15 protein-coding genes are annotated in these 14,890 nt (G+C 71.2%); 4 read left to right on the top strand and 11 right to left on the bottom strand.

What is annotated here, in order from left to right; all coding sequences use genetic code 11:
• Nucleotides 1-66: 66 nt before the first annotated feature.
• Together ACIQCJ_RS11940 and ACIQCJ_RS11935 are read right to left on the bottom strand one after the other, a co-directional pair.
• Nucleotides 67-360, bottom strand: a complete 294-nt coding sequence (locus tag ACIQCJ_RS11940; RefSeq protein ID WP_391052033.1) for a DUF397 domain-containing protein — start codon at nt 358-360, stop codon at nt 67-69.
• On the bottom strand, nt 360-1,199 hold the full coding sequence (locus tag ACIQCJ_RS11935) for a Scr1 family TA system antitoxin-like transcriptional regulator (RefSeq protein WP_391052030.1): 840 nt from the start codon (nt 1,197-1,199) through the stop codon (nt 360-362). Before ACIQCJ_RS11935 ends, ACIQCJ_RS11940 begins: the two co-directional genes overlap by 1 nt.
• 114 nt (nt 1,200-1,313) lie before the next feature.
• Here ACIQCJ_RS11935 and ACIQCJ_RS11930 point away from each other — a divergent pair, with 114 nt between their 5' ends.
• Nucleotides 1,314-1,730 carry an ATP-binding protein gene (locus tag ACIQCJ_RS11930; protein WP_355340645.1) on the top strand — a complete coding sequence of 139 codons (417 nt, stop codon included), beginning with the start codon at nt 1,314-1,316 and terminating at the stop codon, nt 1,728-1,730.
• A 7-nt stretch (nt 1,731-1,737) separates the two neighbouring features.
• Here the strand turns inward: ACIQCJ_RS11930 and ACIQCJ_RS11925 are convergent, their stop codons facing one another.
• The 8 genes from ACIQCJ_RS11925 to ACIQCJ_RS11890 all read right to left on the bottom strand — a co-directional run bounded on the left by ACIQCJ_RS11925 (nt 1,738) and on the right by ACIQCJ_RS11890 (nt 9,339).
• The gene (locus ACIQCJ_RS11925) at nt 1,738-2,547 is read right to left on the bottom strand and encodes a DUF4253 domain-containing protein (RefSeq protein ID WP_402711258.1); all 810 of its coding nucleotides are present in this window, start codon (nt 2,545-2,547) and stop codon (nt 1,738-1,740) included.
• Between the two features lie 868 nt (nt 2,548-3,415).
• The gene (locus ACIQCJ_RS11920) at nt 3,416-4,156 is read right to left on the bottom strand and encodes a chitinase (protein ID WP_402711257.1); all 741 of its coding nucleotides are present in this window, start codon (nt 4,154-4,156) and stop codon (nt 3,416-3,418) included.
• A 179-nt stretch (nt 4,157-4,335) separates the two neighbouring features.
• The gene (locus ACIQCJ_RS11915) at nt 4,336-4,914 is read right to left on the bottom strand and encodes a YbhB/YbcL family Raf kinase inhibitor-like protein (RefSeq protein WP_355340636.1); all 579 of its coding nucleotides are present in this window, start codon (nt 4,912-4,914) and stop codon (nt 4,336-4,338) included.
• Nucleotides 4,915-4,948: 34 nt separating this feature from the next.
• On the bottom strand, nt 4,949-6,670 hold the full coding sequence (locus tag ACIQCJ_RS11910; protein ID WP_402711256.1) for an MFS transporter: 1,722 nt from the start codon (nt 6,668-6,670) through the stop codon (nt 4,949-4,951).
• Between the two features lie 61 nt (nt 6,671-6,731).
• Complete coding sequence (locus ACIQCJ_RS11905) at nt 6,732-7,172, bottom strand: MarR family transcriptional regulator (protein ID WP_391163538.1); 441 nt, start codon at nt 7,170-7,172, stop codon at nt 6,732-6,734.
• Between the two features lie 112 nt (nt 7,173-7,284).
• Entirely contained in the window at nt 7,285-8,058 is a 774-nt protein-coding gene (locus ACIQCJ_RS11900) for a DUF899 family protein (RefSeq protein ID WP_401308974.1), read from the bottom strand.
• Nucleotides 8,059-8,125: 67 nt separating this feature from the next.
• Nucleotides 8,126-8,635 carry a MarR family transcriptional regulator gene (locus ACIQCJ_RS11895; protein WP_391163536.1) on the bottom strand — a complete coding sequence of 170 codons (510 nt, stop codon included), beginning with the start codon at nt 8,633-8,635 and terminating at the stop codon, nt 8,126-8,128.
• Nucleotides 8,629-9,339: an SDR family oxidoreductase gene (locus ACIQCJ_RS11890; protein ID WP_402711254.1), complete on the bottom strand. Its 711-nt coding sequence runs from the start codon at nt 9,337-9,339 to the stop codon at nt 8,629-8,631. Before ACIQCJ_RS11890 ends, ACIQCJ_RS11895 begins: the two co-directional genes overlap by 7 nt.
• 287 nt (nt 9,340-9,626) lie before the next feature.
• On the opposite strand from ACIQCJ_RS11890, the gene ACIQCJ_RS11885 reads away from it, so the two are divergent.
• Both ACIQCJ_RS11885 and ACIQCJ_RS11880 read left to right on the top strand, forming a co-directional pair.
• Entirely contained in the window at nt 9,627-10,340 is a 714-nt protein-coding gene (locus ACIQCJ_RS11885; RefSeq protein ID WP_401308983.1) for a GAF and ANTAR domain-containing protein, read from the top strand.
• Between the two features lie 5 nt (nt 10,341-10,345).
• A complete protein-coding gene (locus ACIQCJ_RS11880) occupies nt 10,346-11,095 on the top strand; it encodes a GAF and ANTAR domain-containing protein (RefSeq protein WP_355340616.1) in 750 nt (249 codons plus the stop codon).
• Between the two features lie 3 nt (nt 11,096-11,098).
• Here ACIQCJ_RS11880 and argS read toward each other — a convergent pair whose 3' ends face one another.
• Entirely contained in the window at nt 11,099-12,883 is a 1,785-nt protein-coding gene (argS, locus tag ACIQCJ_RS11875) for an arginine--tRNA ligase (protein WP_391163534.1), read from the bottom strand.
• Between the two features lie 226 nt (nt 12,884-13,109).
• On the opposite strand from argS, the gene lysS reads away from it, so the two are divergent.
• Entirely contained in the window at nt 13,110-14,849 is a 1,740-nt protein-coding gene (lysS, locus tag ACIQCJ_RS11870; protein ID WP_391052005.1) for a lysine--tRNA ligase, read from the top strand.
• Nucleotides 14,850-14,890: the final 41 nt, after the last annotated feature.

Here is a 14,890-nt window from a genome sequence, read left to right as displayed (position 1 = left end):
TAGAGGTGAACTGAGGCGAATTGGGGATTCCGCCCACCTTACCCCCGGGTAATTTTTAGGAATGTCCTAAAGAAGTGGCGTTTTATCGGTCATATCGGAACCCGGCGCCGCCGTGGCGGTGGCGGTCGCGGCGAAGGTGGCGAAGGCCGCCCATGCGGCCGGGGTGAACGTGAGGCTCGGACCCTGGGGGTCCTTGGAGTCCCGCACGTGCACGGCGGCCGGGTGAGCCGCGACCTCGATGCAGTTGCCGCCGTCGCTTCCGCTGTAACTGGACTTGCGCCAGTCGTAGGCGATCTCGACGCAGTCGCCGCCCTGGCTGCCGCTGTAGCTGGACTTGAACCACTTCAGGGGGTCGTTCATCACTCTCCTAGCAACCGGTCCAACAGACCCTTCGTGTCCTCGGGATCGAGGGCCTGAGCGCGCAGCATCGCATACTTGCGCGCAAGGATGCTCACCCCGTCGGGGTCGTGAATGAACAGGCTGCCGCGCTGAGTTTCAGCGTAGGCGAGGTGATCGTGTTCCGGTGTCTCCAAGAGAACGAAGGGGCCATCAAGGCCCGCGTGTGTGGTCCGGCCCAACTGGATGATCTGGATGCTGATGCCCGGCACATCGGCACACTCGCGGAGGTGTTGCACCTGGTTCAGCCACACGTCGTCACCGCCGATCCGGTCCATGAGCGCGGCCTCGGAGATGATGAAACTCGCGGCCGGCGGGATCTTCCCCTGCAAGATCTCCTGTCGCTTCAGGCGAGCCGTGACGCGGAACTCGATTTCCTCCTCGGTGAGAGCGGGGATGTCGTTACGGAACACCGCCCGCATGTACTCCTCCGTCTGGAGAAGGCCGGGCAGCACCTGGTTCTGGTACGAGTTGTACGTGAGTGCCTCGCGCTCAAGCTCGACGAACTCCGCCGCGAAGGTCGGGATGGCGTCGTCGACCTCCGGCAGGTGACGTACCGCCACCTCCAGTGCTCCCTTGGTGTCCAGCAAGCGGTCCAGCTCCTGTGCCAGGGAAAGAGTCAAGGGGCGACGTCCCTGTTCAATCGACTCCAACTTGGCCAGGCTCACGATAACGATTGGCGCTAACTGGGCCTGCGTGTACCCCGCCGCAGCACGGAACAGAGCCACTTGCGCGCCGAGCGAGTGGAAGGGAGACAGGTTCTTCTTTTCCTTGTTCGGCGGACGCCGTTTGCGAGGTGCCATACGACCGTAACTACCCCACTGCCACTCGACGTGTATCGGTCCTAACCCGTACACGCGGCGCGTACGAGTAACAGGTCTAGTACACCCCGAACACGCTGCGCGACGCTGAGCTTCATGAACGAAGACGTCCAGCACCTGGACCGCCGGGAGCGGTTCTACCGTCGGGAACGGCGCTCGGTCCCCGCCGCGCGGGAGTTCGCGCGGGAAGCCCTCACCGCGTGGGGGTTCGAGAGCCGGGAGGACGAAGTCCTCCTGTGTGTGAGCGAGTTGGCGACCAACGCGCTGCTGCACGGCGTGCCCCCGGGGCGCGGCTTCCTCTTACTGCTGCGCCGCGACCTCGGCACCACCTTGCGGGTCGAGGTGCACGACAGCGGCGGCGGCCGTCCGCACCTGGCCGACCGGCCGGGGCGTGAGCGCGATCAGGAGGAGTCCGGGCGCGGGCTCGTCCTGGTCGACGCGCTGGCCGACAAGTGGGACGTGGGGGAGCGGAACCCCGGCAAGATCGTGTGGTGCGAGTTCGCCGCCCGCTGACCGGGCGTCAGTCCCACCAGAAGGACCACGTGTGGACGTCGAGGAGGGCCTTCTCCGCGTACTCGCGCAGCGTCTCGTAGGTGCCCTGGTCGATGTTGTCCGGGCAGAAGGCGTAGTGCTCGGCGGCGACGGCCTCGGCTTCTTCCCGGGTGCTCGGGGGCGCGGCGACGGAGACGGTGAGGCGGTCGAAGGCGAGGGCGATGACGCGTATGCCGAACCGGTCCTCCCACGAGCGGAGCACGGCGCACAGGCGGGCGGGGTCGCTCTCGTAGTTGAGCGGGCCGCTCCAGCCGATCGCTGCGGGTATGTCGGCGCTGCGGCGGGCGTGGACGAGGGCCGCGCGCGGATTCTCCAGCCAGCCGGAGCCGACCATGTCGGCGGTGACCTCGGCGGCCAGGTCGTCGGGGTCGTCCACGGCCTTCGCGGCGGGGGCCAGGCCCGGCCACGCCGCGCCGTACGGCGCGAGGACGTCGTCCTCCTCGACGTCCTCGGCGTCCTCCTCGATCAGGCCCGCCCAGAACTCGGCGAGCACTTCCTCGGCGTCGTGGTCCCCGGCGTACGACGCGTGGTCGGGCATCAACTGCCAGTCCACCGGGCCCTTCGAGTACGGCGCGCTCGCCTCTATCAGCAGCGGTTGCAGGCCCGCCGCCCGCGCGGGCAGCAGGCTCGCCCACGCGTCGTCCGCCGCGGGGCCGTCCGCCATCCACAGCAGCGGCTCGTGCCAGCGGCCCTCGAACGTCGTGTCGACCAATGTGCCCGCGGGCAGCCGCAGGTCCAACTCCGCGAGTCGCGGCAGGGGGTTAGGAAGCATCGCCATGCGCCCGACTCTAGGGGCGACCACTGACAGCCGGACAGCCGTGCGTCCCGGACCGTGGGGACGGGATCCGGGACGTACGGTGCGGCCCTGCGGGCCGGGCTTTCCCGGCGGTCAGGCGCCGGGCCCCGGCCCGGCTCCGCGGGGCCTCGTCAGAGGACCGGGCCCGTGCTGTGGCGGTCGGGATACCAGTCCCAGCCGTCCGCGCAGTACCAGACGCCGTGGTGCCGGTAGCACTCGTCGGCCATCGCCGAGGGCCGCCCCTGTCGTGCGGGTCCGGCGGCCGAGGCCGGGCCTGACACAGAGGCGAGCAAAAGTATTGCCAGCGCCGTGATCGCAGCCGTCCGACCGAGCAACTTCCGCATGCTCAAACTCCTGTTGACCTGGGGGACAGGGACGCCTGATCCCTACCACCCCGGCCTCCTCCCCTACGCGCATATGCCACCTTTCCCCCAAGTAGCCCCACGGTGCCCTTGCGCAGGGCCATGCTTTTAGGGGCGCGGCCCCTGTGCCCTCCCCTTGCGCAGGAGGTTGCCCACCGGGGGCGCGGGGAACTGCGCGCTCAGCCCGCGCGGTGGTGCGCCTTTGAGGACCGGCCCCAGCGGGGCAGATGCTGTTGTTTTCGGGCTGACAGCCCGGTGGGGGCTGGTCGCGCAGTTCCCCGCGCCCCTGAAAAGATCGGCCAGCCGTCCTGGCAGGGGAACCGCCGAGGGGCACGCCCCTGAAAAGATCGGCCGGCCGCCCGGCGGAAAGAGCTGCACAGAGGCGCGCGCCTCAAAAGACCGGCCGGCCGTCCTGGCAGAGGAACCGCGCGGGTGCGCGCGCCTCAAAAGATCGGCCGGCCGCCCCGGCAGGGGGACCGGCAAGGGGGTCAGCAGGAGAGGTTGCCGCCGCCGACGTCGGTGCCGAGGAGGCGGGTGAACTTCTTGTAGAGGTTGATGCGGTCGTTGCGCTCGTCCGGATTCTTGCCGTTGCATTCGAGGTCGCCGTTGATGCTGCGGATGGTCTCACCGAAGCCCTTGCCGTTGACCATCGCGTTGTGCGGGGTCATCCTTCCGGCGCCGCTCTGGGTGTTCCAGAACCACAGCCCGGTCTTCCAGGACACGGCGGCGTCGCGCTGCACCAGGGACGGGTTGTGCAGCAGGTCGATGCCGAGGGCGTCACCGGCGGCCTTGTAGTTGAAGTTCCAGCTCAACTGGAGAGGGCCGCGCCCGTAGTAGGCGGCGGTGCCGGCCGGGCAGCCGTAGGGCTGGCGGCGGTCGCAGTAGCGGGAGTAGTTGGCGGTGTTCTGCTCGACCACGTACCGCAGGCCGCCGGTCTCGTGGCTCACGTTGGCCAGGAAGGCGGCCGCCTCGCGCTTGCGCGCCGAGCCGTCGCCGGAGCGGGCGAAGCCGGGGTAGGCGTCCAGCGCGCGGACCAGGCCCTGGTAGGTGTAGAAGGAGTTCCGTGCCGGGAACATCTGGCCGAACTGGGCCTCGCTGACGACGAACGAACCGGCCGCCGCGGCGGGCGCCGCCGGAACGGCGACCGCGAGCCCGCTCGCGACGGCGGCGGCGCTGAGCACCGCCAGAAGGCGGGACCGGGTGCGGGACACGGCACGGGACAGGGACATCTGCGCTCCTTGGGTGAGGCGGGCACGCGTCGCTCGCCGCCCGGACGGGACGGTCCGGGCGGGGGGAGACGAAGAGCGACGCAACGGCCGCCAGAATTACAACCGTTCGCCCGAAATGCGCATATGACGCGCCGATATGCCGTCAAGAGTGTGGATCACACGGCCGCGGCCGGCCGGGGTCAGCGCTCGTACACCCCGGTCAGCCGGCCGCGGGCGAGGACGGGGGAGGCGACGGCGGGCAGGACGGTACGGGGGCGGGCGCGGGTCAGGTCCTTCGTGGTCGGGGCGCCGTCGGTCACGGGGGCGGCGAGGGCGAAGAGCTGGAAGACGTAGCGGTGCGGGCCGTGGCCCTTGATCGGCGCGGGACCGTGGTAGCCGCGGCCGATGGTCGACCGCAGCACCCGTACGCCCGGGGCGGGTTGGCGCGCGGACAGGGCGCCGGTGTCCAGGCGGCCGGCCGTCGCCGGGTCGATCAGGGCGAGGCAGTGCACGGCGGGCTTGGACATGGGGACGTCGATGTCCTCGACGGACAGCAGGAGTTGGGCGGTGCCGTCCGGCAGCGGGGTCCACGCCAGGCGCGGGGAGAGGTCGGCGCCGCCGACGTTCTTCGCGCACTGCTCCAGCGGCAGGGGGCCGCCGTCTGTGAAGTCCTCGCTGGTGAGGGTCAGCAGGTCGGGGCCCTGGAGGTTGGGCAGGTGCCACGCCGCGTGGGCGTCGCCCGACTTGCGGTTGCTGAGGAGTCGGCCGAGCAGGGGCATGTGTCTCTCCTGGGGTGAGGGGCCGTCGGCGGCGTCAGGGAGCCGTGGACGGCTGGTGCTCGCGCTTCCGGCGCTCGCGGCCGGGAGCGGCGGGGTTGGCGCCGCGCAGCATCGAGGCGACGGCGGCGAGGAAGGCGAGGACGGCGCCGAAGGCGAACACGATGACCAGGCCGGAGTGGAAGGGCCCCGAGATCAGGTCGGGGAAGAACTCGTGTCCGGTCAGCGTCTGCCGCTGCGCCGCCGTCAGACGTGCCAGGGTGCCGGTGGGTTCGAGCAGGTGCTGCACCGGGTTGACGCCGAGCTGCGCGGCGAACAGGGACGAGACCGGGGGCAGGCCGCCGACCTGGGCCGCGACGTGCGCCGGTACGCCCTGCTGCCGCAGGCCACTGGTGAGGGTGTGCGGGAGGCTGCTGGCCAGTCCGGCGATCATCAGGGAGAAGAAGACGCCGATGGACACGGCGGTGCCCGAATTCTGGAAGGTCGCCCGCATGCCGGACGCGACCCCGCGCAGCTCGTCCGGCACGCTGCCCATGATCGAGGAGGAGTTGGGGGAGGCGAACATGCCGCTCGCGATCCCGTTGAGCGCGATCAGCAGCGCGAAGATCCAGTAGCTGAAGTCGATCGGCAGGAGCATCAGGCCGAGGAAGCTGGCGCCGAACAGCAGCGCGCCGCCGGTGGCCAGGCCGCGGGAGCCGATCCGGTCCGACAGATAGCCGGAGACCGGGCCCGCGGCGAGGAAACCGGCGGTCAGCGGCAGCATGAAGATGCCCGCCCACAGAGGTGTGTCGCTGTAGTCGTAGCCGTGCAGCGGCAGCCAGATGCCCTGGAGCCAGATGATCAGCACGAACTGCATGCCGCCGCGGCCGATCGAGATGGCCAGGCCCGCCAGATTGCCGAAGGTGAAGGCCCGCAGCCGGAACAGCCCCAGTTGGATCATCGGCGAAGTGGCGCGTCTCTCGATGACGACGAACGCCGCCAGCAGGGTGAGGCCGCCGACGACCAGGGCGACGACCAGCGGATTCGTCCAGCCCATGGTGTGGCCGCCGTAGGGCTGGAGGCCGAAGGTGACCGCGATCAGCACCGCGCTCAGGCCCACCGCGAAGGTGATGTTGCCCCACCAGTCGACACGGCCGCCGCCGCGCTTTCCGGTGTCGCGCAGGGTGCGGTACGCCCACAGGGTGAAGAAGACGCCGACCGGCACGTTCACCCAGAACACCGCGCGCCAGTCCCACGCGGCGAGCAGGCCGCCCGCGACCAGGCCGATGAACATCCCGGCCAGGGCCGCGACCTGGTTGATCCCGAGCGCGAAGCCGCGCTGCTCCTTGGGGAAGGCGTCGACCAGGATCGCGGCGGAGTTGGCCGTCAGCATCGAGCCGCCCACGGCTTGCAGCACCCGCCAGCCGATCAGCCACATCGCGCCGTGGCCGCCGTCGTACGGGTCGAAGGAGAGCAGGATCGAGGCGAAGGTGAAGACGGCGAAACCGGAGTTGTAGATACGGACCCGGCCGTACATGTCGCCGAGGCGGCCGACGGTGACGACGAGGACGGCCTGGACCAGCCGGTACCCCATGATCATCCACAGCAGGTACGCGATGTTGCCCGGCGCGAGCGGGTCCAGGTGGATGCCGCGGAAGATGGCGGGGAGCGCGATCAGGACGATCGAGCCGTCGAGCGCGGACATGAAGACGGCGGCGGTGGTGTTGGTCAGCGCCGTCCACTTGTACCGGTCGCCCAGCGCCTGGGAGGGATGGGACATCGGCTCGCTTCCTGTCGCGTCCGGGGGCTTCCCGACGGGTCCTCGGGCGGGGTCCGTCGCGTCAGACGGCCTGGGCCAGCCGGTCGAGCAGGGGGGCCGCCGCCGCGAGCTGTGCCAGTTCGGCCGGGGTGAACGCGCCGCTGGTCAGGGCCCGGGTGATCTGCTCGGTGCGCGCGTTGCGCTTGTCCTCCAGCGCCCGCCGGCCCGCCTCGGTCACCGTCAGCACCACGCGCCTGCCGTCGTCCGGGTCCTGGCCGCGGTCGACCAGGCCGCGGTCCCGCAGCCCGGCGAGGGTGGTGCCCATGGCCTGGGCGGTGATCTGCACCTGCCGGGCCAGGGCGGAGGAGGTCGTGGGCCCCGAGCGGTTCAGGAGCGACAACGCCGTTCGCTCGGGCATGGTGAGGCCCCCGCCGGTGGGCACCTGCCGGGCGCGGCGCACCAGTGCGCCGACGCCGGTCAGGAGGGAGGCGGCGACGGCTGCGGGGTCCAGATCCTCGTTCATATGCTAAGGCTACCTTATCAACCTGCCTTATCTGTTTTTCGTCTCACGGAAGTGAGGGCGGGGGCGGGGTGGCGTGCGGGCGGGCGGGCGCGTCAACGGCGTCCGCGGCGCGTCAGTGGTGTTCGCCGCCGCGGCCCAGGGTCTGCTCGGCGGTCACGCCGGGACGCGTCCACTGCGGTACGGGCCGGCCGGTCGGGCCCCAGGTCGCGTTCCCGTCCACGTCCGCGCGCCAGTACCAGCACGGACCGTTCCCCTCGGGCCAGCCCTCCGGCGTGTCCTGCCACGCCTCGCGCCGCCCGTACGGCGTCATGTCCAGCAGCGCGAAGCTCCCGCTGGCCGCCTCGGTGCCGCGGCCCGTCGTGTCGTACGTGAGGAACGTACGGTCGCCGTCGCGCAGGTAGGAGGTGAGGTGGCCCATCGCCCCGCCGACCGGCGCGGCCACGTCGCGCACCGAGTACCAGGGCTCGGTGTAGCCCATGAACTCCACGAACGGCGGGACCTCCTCCCAGCGTCCCGTCGTCAGCACGGCCCACGAGATGCCGCGCGCGTTCAGATACGCGGCGTCCTTCATGTGCCACGCCGTGACCGTGCACCCCTCGCACTGGCCCTGGTGGGGCGCCCCGTCGTGCCACATGTGCTTGTAGACCAACAGCTCGTTCCGCCCCTGGAACAGGTCCCTGAACGGCACCGGGCCCTGCGCGCCCGTCACCTCCACCGACCCGTCGAACTCCACCATCGGCAACCGGCGCCGCGCCGCCGCGATGGCGTCCCCCTCGCGCGTATGGGCCTTCTCCCTGACCAGCAGCTCGTCCCGCGCCGCCTGCCACGTCTCCATGTCCACCACCGGCGGCCGTCCGCCGCCCGCTTCGCCCTGCGTGCTCGTCACGATGTCCTCCGCGCTCTGTCGTGAGTGTTCTCGGCCGTGTCCGGCGCCGGATTTCCGGCGGCGGTCACTACAGGAGACTCGGGGCGGGCCCGGAACTCATCGCGGAGGTGAGGCGGGTCAGGAGGGCGGTGAGGTGGGCGAGGTCTTTCCGGGAGAGGGCGGAGAGGGCCGGCGGGGGGCGGTGGAGGATCGCGTCGGCGGTGGCGATGGCGTCGTGGCCCGCCGGGGTGAGGGTGACGAGCTTGCGGCGGCGGTCGGCGGGGTGGGGGAGGCGTTCGACCAGGCCGTGGGATTCGAGTTTGTCGACGATCAGGGTGGTGTAGGGGGCGTCGGCGCCGATGGACGCGGCGAGTTGGGTGAGGGTCAGGGGCGCGTCGCGCAGGAGGAAGAGGGCCTTGCCGCGTCCGGCGCCGAGCCGGAAGCCGAGGGCTTCGGCCAGCTCGCCGTGGCGGTTGTGGGCCTCGACGAAGCCGTGCATGAGGGCCCAGACCGTCTCGGCGGAGGCGGAGGGGGCGGGGGGTTCCGCGTGCGGGTCCGTGGCCGGCGTCGGGGCCGGGTCCGGGGGCGGGGTCACCATGCGACGGTGTTGCCGAGGTAGTCGACGTAGTGCAGGCCGGGGCTGTCCCGGAGGGAATCGAGCGTCCTGACGACGTTCGGAATGCTCTCCTCGACGGTCAGCCGCCCGCCGGGTCCGCCGACGCCGATCCGCACCCAGCCGGGCGCCATCAGCACCAGCGGCCGGGACTCGCCCTCGTGCCGCGCCGCGTAGCTGCGCATGAAGGTGTTCAGCGCGGCCTTGCTGCCCCGGTACACCTCGTGCCCGCCGCGCTCGTTGTTGGCCACGCTGCCCTGGCCCGAGGACATGACCCCGATGGTGCCGGTCCCGGTCACGAGGTCCGAGAGCGTTTCGACGACCCGCAGCGGGCTCAGCGCGTTGGTCACCATGACCCGCACGAATTCCTCGGTCGACGTCTCCGCCACCGTCCCCTCGGGCTCGTTCGTGACGCCCGCGTTCACGAAGAGGAGGTCGAAGACGCGCCCCTCCAGCCGCTCGCGCACCGCCGTGACCTGCTCGGGGACCGTGACGTCCACCGTCTCGATCTCGACGCTGTCCGGGTGCGCCTCGGCGAGGTCGTGCAGCTCCGTCCGCCGGGTGCCGCGCACGGTCGCGACGACGTGCCACCCCTCGCGCCGCCACTCCCGCGCGAGGGCGAGGCCGAGGCCGCGGGAGGCGCCGATGAGCAGGACGCGCTTGCCGGATGCCGAATTGGTTGTAGTCATAACAATGATTGTGGGTCGTATAACTACCCGCGTCAAACGGAGCCGGGGCTCCCCGAGCCGGGGGTTTCGCGGGGCGCGCGGCCCCGACGACGTACACCGTCAACGTGGCGTGCGCCCGTAACCTCCGGAAAACGGGGTGATCGCGCACGCAGGGGATAAGGTCGGCGGGCGCACGGCGTCCGTCGTCCGTACAACACCCGGCTGAGGGGACGCCATGCGGGTGGCCGCTCGGACAGATCAGCCGCAGGACAAAGGGTGTTGGGCGCTGAGCCGTGATCAGTGACGCGATGGCGGAAGCACTGGTGTCGCTGCGCCGGGGCGAGTGGCCGCAGCGGGCGCGTCTCGCGGCCGTGGCGCTCGGGGTGGACGGCGTGTCGACGGCCCTGGCGGGGGACACCTCGCCGCGGAAGACCCCGGGGAGCCGGGAGGCGGCCGAAGTGCTCTGGTGCTCCGGCCCGTTGAGCCGTGCCTTCGAGGACTTGCAGTACACGGTCGGCGAGGGCCCGGCCGCCGACGCCGTACGTACCGGCCACGCCGTCCTGGCACCCGACCTGCGCCGCGTGCGCGCCGACCGCTGGCCCGCGCTGGTGCCGGAGGCCGAACGGCTGCCGGTCCGCGCGGTGTTCTGCTTCCCGATCGCGCTCGGCGCCATCCGGATCGGCGTGCTGACCGCCGTACGCGCCACGGCCGGGGCGCTCGGCACCGAACAGACCGGCGACGCCCTCGTCCTCGCCGACGCGCTGGCCGCCCGCTACCTGGGGGACGAGGGCGGCGCCGAACTGCCCGGCACGCTGTACAGCGCCGTCGTCCACCAGGCGGCGGGCATGGCGAGCGTGCAACTCGGCCTCCCGCTCGCGGACGCGCTCCTGCGGCTGCGGGCGCACGCCTTCCGGAGCGGGCGGCCCATCCGCGTCGTGGCGCATGATGTGGTGGCCAGACGGCTGCGCCTCGATGTCAACGGCGACGGCACCCTCCCCTCCACCGCAGCAGACAAGGACTGATCCCCATGACGCGTGTGCAACGCCTCACCGAAGTCTTCGTGGAGGTCGCCGACTCGCTCACCGACGACTTCGACATCATCGACTTCCTCCAGCGGCTCGCCCAGCGCTGCGCGGAACTGCTGGACATCGCGACGGTCGGCATCCTGCTCGTGGACGAGCACGGCACGCTGCACCCGCTGGCCGCGTCCGACGAGAGCACCCGGCTGCTGGAACTCTTCGCGTCCCAGCACGACCAGGGCCCGTGCGTGGAGTGCTTCCGCACCGGCGACGCCCGCATCGACGTGGACCTGACCGCGCCGATCACCCGGACCCGCTGGCCGCACTTCACCACGCGGGCCACCGAGGCCGGATTCGTCCGCACCCACGCCTTCCCGATGCGGCTGCGGCAGCGGGTGGTGGGCGCGCTCAGCCTCTTCCAGCGCGAGTCGACGCCGATCAGCGAGGAGGACCGGCTGCTGGCGCAGGCGCTCGCGGACATCGCCACGATCGCGATCCTCCAGCAGCGGACCCTGGAGCGCAGCCAGGTCGAGCGCGTGCAGCTCCAGACCGCGCTGACCAACCGGATCGTGATCGAGCAGGCCAAGGGCGTGCTGGCCGAGCGCTGGGGTCTGTCGGTGGACGACGCCTTCGGCGCCTTCCGCCGCTACGCCCGCGCGCACCACCTGCGGCTCGCGGCGCTCGCCTACGACGTCGTCCAGGGGGACTTCGACACAGCGGCGATCTTCCGCGAGCCGGAGGGGCCCGAGGGGTCCTAGCTCCTAGAGGCGCTCGGGGGTACGGATACCGAGCAGCGTCAGACCCTGCCGCAGGGTGCGGGCGGTGACGTCGCAGAGGAAGAGCCGGTTCTCCACCACGGCGGGGCTGTCCGCCTTGAGGACCGGGCACTGCTCGTAGAACGTCGCGAACGCCGAGGCCACCGAGAAGAGATACGCGGCGAGCTTGTGCGGCTCGTACGTCTCCGCCGTCGAGGCCAGCGCCTCGCCGAACTCGTCGAGCAGCAGCCCCAGCGCGCGCTCGGCGGGTGCCAGCGGCAGCTCGGGGTGGGCCGCGGGCCGCGCGTCGCCCGAGCGCCGGATGATCGACTGGATCCGGGCGTACGCGTACTGGATGTACACGCTCGTGTCGCCGTTGAGCGACACCATCCGGTCCAGGTCGAAGACGTAGTCCCGGCCCAGGGACGTGGACAGGTCCGCGTACTTCACCGCGCCGATGCCGACCTCGGCGCCGCGCTCGGCGACCTCCGCGTCCGACAGCTCGCCCTTGGTGTCCTTCTCCTTGACGACGGCCGTCGCCCGCTCCACCGCCTCGTCCAGCAGGTCCTCCAGCTTGACGCTCTCGCCCGCCCGGGTCTTGAACGGCTTGCCGTCCTTGCCGAGCACCGTGCCGAACGGGATGTGCTTGACGGTGACCTCGTCGGTCAGCCAGCCCGCCCGCCGGGCGGTCTCGAAGACCATCCGGAAGTGCAGCGCCTGCCGGGCGTCCACTACGTACAGCAAGGTGGTGGCGTGCAGATTCTGCGTCCGGTCCCGCACCGCCGACAGGTCGGTGGCCGGGTAGCCGAAGCCGCCGTCGGACTTGCGGACGATGAGCGGGACCGGCTCGCCGTCCTTGCCCTTGATGTCGTCGAAGAACACGCACAGCGCGCCGTCGGACCGGACCGCGACACCGGACTTCTCCAGCAGGTCGCTGGTCTCCACCAGCATGTCGTTGTACCCGGACTCGCCGACGATGTCCTCGTCCTGGATCGCGATGTCGAGCTTGTCGTAGACGGAGTGGAAGTAGATCAGCGACTCGTCGACCAGCCACTGCCAGATCTTCAGCGTCTCCGCGTCGCCCGACTGGAGCTCGACCAGCCGCTTGCGGGACCGGTCCTTGAACGCCTCGTCGGAGTCGAAGAGCGTCCGCGACGACTTGTAGAGCCGGTCGAGCCGGGACATCGACGCCTCACCGGCCACCGCGGAGTCCGCGGTGGTCTGTGTGCTCTCCAGCTCGTCCGGGTGCTCCATCAGGTACTGGACGAGCATGCCGAACTGGGTGCCCCAGTCGCCGATGTGGTGCCGCGGGATCACCGTCTCGCCGCTGAACCGCAGAATCCGCACGATCGCGTCGCCGATGACGGAGGACCGCAGGTGCCCGACGTGCATCTCCTTGGCGACATTCGGCTGCGCGTAGTCGATGACGGTGGTGCCGGGGTGCTCGGCCAGGGGTACGCCGAGCCGGTCGTCCGCTGCCCGCAGCGCGAGGTTGGCGGTGATCGCGGTGTCCGTGACCGAGATGTTGAGGAAGCCGGGTCCTGACACCTCGATCTCGCCGATCAGGCCGTCGGGGCCGTCCGCGGGCAGCCCGGCCAGCACGGCGGCGGCCAGCTCCCGGGGATTGGCCTTCGCCTTCTTGGCGAGGCCCAGCACGCCGTTGGCCTGGAAGTCGGCCCGGTCGCTTCGGCGCAGCAGCGGGTCGGCACCGTCGGCCGACGGCACGGCGGCCGCGAGGGCGGCCGAGACACGCTGCTGGAGTGAAGCGGACAGGGAGGTGACCGAGGCCATGGGTGTGCCGTTCCGTGTGTCGTGGATAGCGGACTTCGCCTCGCGGTGAGGCGAGGTCCCAGTGTCCCACGCGAGCCCCGATGGGCCGAGCCGGTTATCCACAGGTGGGGACGGAGCGGGCGAGTTATCCACAGGCCGGGTTATCCGCTGGCGATCGGGGGCCGGATGTCTGGGAGAATCGGAGCCGTCGGAACACCCCCATCGAACCCTCAGGAAGAAGAGGACCGTGGCTGAGAGCAACGAGGCCGACTGGGTCTCCCGTTTCGCGGACGACGTCATCGCCGAGTCGGAGCGCCGCGCACCCGGGAAACCCGTTGTCGTCGCGTCCGGGCTCAGCCCCTCGGGCCCGATCCACCTCGGGAATCTGCGCGAGGTCATGACCCCGCACCTGGTCGCCGACGAGGTGCGCAGGCGCGGGCACGAGGTCAGGCACCTGATCTCCTGGGACGACTACGACCGGTACCGCAAGGTCCCGGTCGGCATCCCCGGGGTCGACGAGTCGTGGGCCGAGCACATCGGCAAGCCGCTGACCTCGGTGCCCGCGCCCGCCGGGTCCTCGTATCCGAACTGGGCGGAGCACTTCAAGGCGCAGATGGCCGCGTCGCTGGCCGAGTTGGGCGTGGAGTACGACGGCATCAGCCAGACCGCCCAGTATCAGGCGGGCGCCTACCGCGCGCAGATCCTGCACGCGGTGCGGCACCGCGCCGACATCGACGCGATCCTCGACCAGTACCGGACGAAGAAGGCCCCGGCCAAGCAGCAGTCGCAGAAGCCGGTGGACGCGGCCGAGCTGGAGGCCGCCGAGGGCTCGGGCGCGGCGGGCGAGGACGACGGCAGCGGCTCCGGCGTGGGCTACTTCCCGTACAAGCCGTACTGCGCGGTCTGCGGCAAGGACCTCACCACGGTCACCGCGTACGACGACGAGACGACCGAGCTGACGTACACCTGCGCCTGCGGGCACGGGGAGACGGTCCGGCTGGAGGAGTTCGACCGCGGCAAGCTGGTGTGGAAGGTCGACTGGCCGATGCGCTGGGCGTACGAGGGCGTGATCTTCGAGCCGTCGGGCGTCGACCACTCCTCGCCGGGCTCGTCGTTCCAGGTCGGCGGGCAGATCGTCGGCCCGATCTTCGGCGGGAAGCAGCCGATCGGCCCGATGTACGCCTTCGTCGGCATCTCCGGCATGGCCAAGATGTCGTCGTCCAAGGGAGGTGTGCCCGTCCCCGCCGACGCGCTGCGGATCATGGAGCCGCAGATCCTGCGCTGGCTCTACGCCCGCCGCCGCCCCAACCAGTCCTTCAAGATCGCCTTCGACCAGGAGATCCAGCGGCTCTACGACGAGTGGGACGCGCTGGAGCGGAAGGTCGCCGAGGGCACCGCGCTCCCGGCCGACGTCGCCGCGCACAGCAGGGCCGCCCGCACCGCCGCCGGTGAGCTGCCGCGTACCGCGCGGCCGTTGCCGTACCGCACGCTGGCGTCCGTCGCCGACATCACGGCGGGCGCCGAGGCCCAGACGCTGCGCATCCTGACCGAGCTGGACCCGGACCGGCCGATCGGCTCGCTGGACGAGGTGCGGCCCCGGCTCGACCGCGCCGAGTCCTGGATCACCACCCAGGTGCCGGCCGAGCAGCGCACCGTGGTGCGCGCCGAGCCCGACACCGCCCGCCTCGCCGCCCTCGGCGACAGCGAGCGCGCCGGGCTCAAGCTCCTGGTGGACGGCCTCGACTCGCACTGGTCGCTGGACGGTCTGACGACCCTCGTCTACGCCGTGCCCAAGGTGCTGGCCGGTCTTGAGCCGGACGCCAAGCCGACTCCTGAGCTGAAGGTCGCCCAGCGGTCGTTCTTCGCCCTGCTCTACGAGCTGCTGGTCGGCCGCGACACCGGTCCGCGCCTTCCGACGCTGCTCCTCGCGGTGGGCGCCGACCGCGTCCGCACGCTGCTGGGCGCGGGCGAGGGCGAGGGCGCGTAGGGGCTCGTACGGCATCGGGGGCGGGACCGCGACCGCGGTTC

Source organism: Streptomyces sp. NPDC093221 (assembly GCF_044753885.1).
Lineage (GTDB): Bacteria > Actinomycetota > Actinomycetes > Streptomycetales > Streptomycetaceae > Actinacidiphila.
Note: the sequence above shows the minus strand (reverse complement) of the source record. Positions and strands in the feature narration are given on the sequence as shown.

Coding starts and splice junctions, on each gene's coding strand:
- ACIQCJ_RS11940 (WP_391052033.1), bottom strand. CDS start 360: ATGAACGACCCCCTGAAGTGGTTCAAGTCCAGCTACAGCGGCAGCCAG.
- ACIQCJ_RS11935 (WP_391052030.1), bottom strand. CDS start 1,199: ATGGCACCTCGCAAACGGCGTCCGCCGAACAAGGAAAAGAAGAACCTG.
- ACIQCJ_RS11930 (WP_355340645.1), top strand. CDS start 1,314: ATGAACGAAGACGTCCAGCACCTGGACCGCCGGGAGCGGTTCTACCGT.
- ACIQCJ_RS11925 (WP_402711258.1), bottom strand. CDS start 2,547: ATGGCGATGCTTCCTAACCCCCTGCCGCGACTCGCGGAGTTGGACCTG.
- ACIQCJ_RS11920 (WP_402711257.1), bottom strand. CDS start 4,156: ATGTCCCTGTCCCGTGCCGTGTCCCGCACCCGGTCCCGCCTTCTGGCG.
- ACIQCJ_RS11915 (WP_355340636.1), bottom strand. CDS start 4,914: ATGCCCCTGCTCGGCCGACTCCTCAGCAACCGCAAGTCGGGCGACGCC.
- ACIQCJ_RS11910 (WP_402711256.1), bottom strand. CDS start 6,670: ATGTCCCATCCCTCCCAGGCGCTGGGCGACCGGTACAAGTGGACGGCG.
- ACIQCJ_RS11905 (WP_391163538.1), bottom strand. CDS start 7,172: ATGAACGAGGATCTGGACCCCGCAGCCGTCGCCGCCTCCCTCCTGACC.
- ACIQCJ_RS11895 (WP_391163536.1), bottom strand. CDS start 8,635: ATGGTGACCCCGCCCCCGGACCCGGCCCCGACGCCGGCCACGGACCCG.
- ACIQCJ_RS11890 (WP_402711254.1), bottom strand. CDS start 9,339: ATGACTACAACCAATTCGGCATCCGGCAAGCGCGTCCTGCTCATCGGC.
- ACIQCJ_RS11885 (WP_401308983.1), top strand. CDS start 9,627: ATGGCGGAAGCACTGGTGTCGCTGCGCCGGGGCGAGTGGCCGCAGCGG.
- ACIQCJ_RS11880 (WP_355340616.1), top strand. CDS start 10,346: ATGACGCGTGTGCAACGCCTCACCGAAGTCTTCGTGGAGGTCGCCGAC.
- argS (WP_391163534.1), bottom strand. CDS start 12,883: ATGGCCTCGGTCACCTCCCTGTCCGCTTCACTCCAGCAGCGTGTCTCG.